Here is a 4,068-nt window from a genome sequence, read left to right as displayed (position 1 = left end):
GCGTCACCGCGACGGGATCGACCCAGCGGTAGCGGGTCACGTGCAGGTCGGCGGCCGCGCGCCAGGCGTTGCGCCGGGCGGTCTTCTGGCCGCCGTGCGGCAGTACGAGCAGGGCTGCGTCCTCCAGGACGCCGAGCAGTGAACGGAGCACGGTGGGAACGACCTCCCGGACGCGGTCGTGGGCACACACCTTGTTGACTGACGTGACGGACTCGGCCGACCGGCGACGGAGTCGGCCCACATCATGACTGCGATGGAGCCGGGGCCGGCAGGGACAAAGGACACTGGCGGACAGCGGACGGCAGCGCACGACCATGCTGCGCATCGTGACGTCGGGTGACGTTACGCATCGCAGCCTAGCCCGTCGGTGGGATGGTCACCAGTCTGTCCGTCACTAGGCGTGAGAGGTCTCCGGCACACTTTCGGGGAGGTCGGGCATTTGGCCGAAGCTGTTGCCACGTGCGGTGACCGCCTGCTGGTAAAGGCGTCCGGCCCGGTACGAGGAGCGGACCAGCGGTCCCGACATCACCCCGGCGAAGCCGAGCTCGGCCCCGACGCGCTCCCAGTCGAGGAACTCCTCCGGGCGCACCCAGCGCTCGACGGGATGGTGACGCGGGCTCGGGCGCAGGTACTGGGTGACGGTGAGCAGCTCGCAGCCTGCGGACCGCAGGTCCCGCATGGCATCGTGCACCTCGTCGGGCGTCTCGCCCAGCCCGAGGATCAGGTTCGACTTCGTGACGAGCCCGGCGGCGCCGGCCTGGCGCAGCACGTCGAGCGAGCGGTCATAGCGGAACGCCGGCCGGACCCGCCGGAAGACTCTCGGCACGGTCTCGACGTTGTGGGCGAGGACCTCGGGCTTCGCGGCGAAGACCTCGCCGAGCTGGTCCGGGCGACCGCCGAAGTCCGGGATGAGTACCTCGACGCCGGTGCCGGCGGAAAGCTGGTGAATCTGACGGACCGTCTCGGCGTACAGCCACGCACCGCCGTCGGCGAGGTCGTCGCGGGCGACCCCGGTGACCGTCGCGTAGCGCAGGCCCATCGTGTGCACGGATTCCGCGACGCGGCGCGGCTCGTCGCGGTCCAGCGGGCTGGGCCGGCCGGAGTCGATCTGGCAGAAGTCACACCGGCGGGTGCAGACGTCGCCGCCGATCAGGAAGGTCGCCTCGCGGTCCTCCCAGCATTCGTAGATGTTCGGGCAGCCGGCCTCCTCGCACACCGTGTGCAGGCCGGCGCCGCGCACCAGGCCCTTGAGGTCGCGGTACTCCGGACCGGTGCGCATCGTGGTGCGGATCCACGGCGGCTTGCGCTCGATCGGGGTCTGCGCGTTGCGGGCCTCGAGCCGCAGCAACGGCCGACCCTCGGGGGCGACGGCGGTCATCGGACCAGCTCCATCCGCTCGGGCGTCAACGGGCCGCTGTGGACCGTCAGGGGGTGCGCCGGCTCGACCCGGGCGGTCGTGCGATCACCCAGGTGGCGCCCGCCGAGGTAGCGGCCGAGCACCGCGACGGTGTGCTTTTCCACCGTCGGCCGTGCGCCGGCCACCGTCACCTCGCGGCCGAGCTCGGAACTCAGGCTCGTCACCCCGGCGTCGGCGATGCCGCAGGGCACGATCCGACCGAAGTCGCCCAGATCGGATGAGCAGGTCAGCGCGAACCCATGGGTCGTGACGGCGCCCCGGACCCGCACGCCGATCGCGGCGAGTTTGCGCCAGCCGTCCATCGTCCACACGCCGCTGCGGCCCTCCACCCGGCGGGTCCGCAGGCCGAACTCCGCGCAGGATTCGATCAGCGCCTCCTCGAGCGCCCGGACGTAGGCCACCACGTCCAGCGGGCGGGGAAGCTTGATGATCGGATAGCCGACCAGCTGGCCGGGACCGTGCCAGGTGATCCGGCCGCCGCGGTCGACATCGACGACCTCGGTGCCGTCGGCGGGCCGCTCGAAGGGCTGCGTGCGCCGGCCGGCCGTGTAGACACTTGGATGTTCTACGAGGATGAGGGTGTCGTCGATCTCGTCGGCCACACGGGCCTCGGCGAGCGAACGCTGCATGTCCCACGCCTCGCGATACGCAACCACGCCAAGCCTCAGCACATCCACCCTGGAAAGCCTACGCTCCACGGGCCGTTCTCCCGGGTGAGGTCGGACGCGCCGGGTGCTGCCGGCGAGCGAGGCCACGGCAGCGCTGCGCCACGCGTCGCCGGTCCACGCCGCGTGGTCTCACAGGCCGCGTGGTCTCACAGGCCGCGTGGTCTCACAGGCCGCGCGGGCCCAGACGTGTCAGGCCGGGTCGGTCTCCCGCGTCGTTGGCGTCAGACCTCGGAGATGGCGCCGTCGTGGCCCTTCGCGTCGGGCAGCAGCCGGGGCTCGACCGCGGTCTCCACCGCGGCGCCGTCCGCTCCCCGCTCGACCCGCCAGGCGCTCGCCCCGGGCCGGTCGGCGACCGCCTCCACCAGCTCCGTACCGCGAAAGTGCAGTCCGACCCCGTCGTCGGTGGCCCAGCCGGCGGGCAACGTGCCGTCGGCGACCAGGCGCTGGTAGAGCGGGCGCCGGCCGGGCTCCGAGTCGTAGTGCGGGGTGTTGCTGAACGGCAGCAGGCCCAGCCCGTTCGTCACCGGGCGCAGGTCCGGGCCGAACGAGTCGGTGGTGCCGCCGACGTGCCAGCACAGCGAACCCGCCGACACTCCGCCGAGGACGACACCGGACTCCCACGCCTCACGCATGATCTCGCCGAGACCGTGCGCGGCCCAGACGGCCAGCAGGTTCGCCACACTGCCGCCGCCGACCCAGACGACATCCTGCGCCAGCAGGTGCGCCCGGAAGTCGGGGATGTTGGGCATGGGAAACAACGCCAGGTGGGACAGGCGCACGTCTGGACGGTCCCGGTTGAAGGCCGCGTAGCTGCGGGCGTAGGCGGCCTGGTCGTCGCCGAGGGCGGTCTGCAGCAGGCAGACCCGCGGGCGCTCGCTGGCGCCGGCCAGCTCGATCGCGTGGGTGAGCACCGGCCCGACCCGCGCCCCGTACCGGCCGTCAGGAAGGAAACCAGCGCTGGTGGCGAGGATCTGCACTCGGACACTCCGTGGACTCGGTGGGCGGGACAGGCTCAGCGGCGGCACAGGCCAGGATCGTGCGTCGCCCCGACTCGTGCGTCGCCCCGACTCGTGCGTCGCCCCGACCGTACGCGTCGGCGATGATCGCGATCGCCCGTTGTCCACAGCGAGTCGCGCCGTCCACAGCCACCTCGCCGTCCGCTGGTCATGGCTGTCGGTCGCCGTTCGCTGGGCCGGAGATCGAAAAAAGTTATCCACAACCGGGCTAAGTCCTGTACTACTGCACCTGGTTTGCGCCTAGCGTCGCTACTTGTGACTTTCTCCGACGGTTCCGCCGACAGGCCGGTCAGACGCGCCGACGGCGAGCCCGAGGTTCCGGGAGTCAGCCTGCGCTCCCGGCCGCGCGACGCCGGCGCCGGGGAGCTCTGGGCCGGGCAGTTCGACCAGTCCGGCGTGGAGTGCGTCGTGCGGCGGGTGCGGCTGGCGCCGGACCCGGTGCTGCGCTCGGCGGCCGTGGCGGCCGCGCGGGCCCTCGCCGAGCTGGATCATCCGCATCTGGTTCCGGTGCTGACGGCGCTGCCGACCGCCGACGGGCTTGCCGTGATCACCAGGCCGGTCGTCGGCGCGATCAGCCTCTCCCGGCTGCTGGCCGTGCGCGGCGCCCTCGATCCGGGCGAGGTCGTCACCGTGGGCCTGCCCATCGCCCAGGCGCTGGCCGCCGTGCACGCGGCCGGGGTCGTCCACGGCCGGTTGGAACCAGAGGACATCCTGCTCGAGGCGACCGGGCGACCGGTACTCGCGGGAGTCGGGGTGGCCGCCCTCGTCGACGCGGCGCGGCCGGATCCGGTGCCGCCCGGCGCGGCTGCGGCGGACGTGCGCGACCTCGCCACGTTGCTGCTGGCGGCGATGCGGGAGGCCACCGGGCCCGAATCCGCCCCCCTGGCGGGGGGGGGGGGCCCCCCCCCCCCGCCAGTAAACCACCCCCCGCCCCCCCCCCCCCCCCCCCCCCCCCCCCCCCCCCCCC

4 protein-coding genes are annotated in these 4,068 nt (G+C 73.1%); 1 reads left to right on the top strand and 3 read right to left on the bottom strand.

The genetic code is table 11. From position 1 onward, the window contains the following. Positions 1 to 394: 394 nt before the first annotated feature. From lipA to MXD58_RS21990, 3 genes are all read right to left on the bottom strand, one after another. The gene (gene lipA, locus MXD58_RS22000) at positions 395 to 1,378 is read right to left on the bottom strand and encodes a lipoyl synthase (protein WP_248837184.1); all 984 of its coding nucleotides are present in this window, start codon (positions 1,376 to 1,378) and stop codon (positions 395 to 397) included. Continuing rightward, on the bottom strand, positions 1,375 to 2,094 hold the full coding sequence (gene lipB, locus MXD58_RS21995; protein WP_308302020.1) for a lipoyl(octanoyl) transferase LipB: 720 nt from the start codon (positions 2,092 to 2,094) through the stop codon (positions 1,375 to 1,377). The genes lipA and lipB overlap by 4 nt, the downstream gene beginning before the upstream one ends. Before the next feature lie 212 nt (positions 2,095 to 2,306). Beyond that, a complete protein-coding gene (locus tag MXD58_RS21990) occupies positions 2,307 to 3,062 on the bottom strand; it encodes a Type 1 glutamine amidotransferase-like domain-containing protein (RefSeq protein WP_248837186.1) in 756 nt (251 codons plus the stop codon). A gap of 294 nt (positions 3,063 to 3,356) precedes the next feature. On the opposite strand from MXD58_RS21990, the gene MXD58_RS21985 reads away from it, so the two are divergent. Continuing rightward, positions 3,357 to 4,068, top strand: a 712-nt coding sequence (locus tag MXD58_RS21985) for a protein kinase (RefSeq protein ID WP_374616481.1), incomplete at its 3' end; no start/stop codon positions are given.

This window comes from Frankia sp. AgKG'84/4 (assembly GCF_023242965.2).
In the GTDB taxonomy this organism is placed as follows: domain Bacteria; phylum Actinomycetota; class Actinomycetes; order Frankiales; family Frankiaceae; genus Frankia.
The sequence above is the reverse complement of the archived record's forward strand: the minus strand, read 5'-3'. Positions and strand labels throughout refer to the sequence as shown.

What these genes read in the sequence shown, in the direction of transcription:
- lipA (WP_248837184.1), bottom strand. Translation starts at nt 1,378, where the DNA reads ATGACCGCCGTCGCCCCCGAGGGTCGGCCGTTGCTGCGGCTCGAGGCC.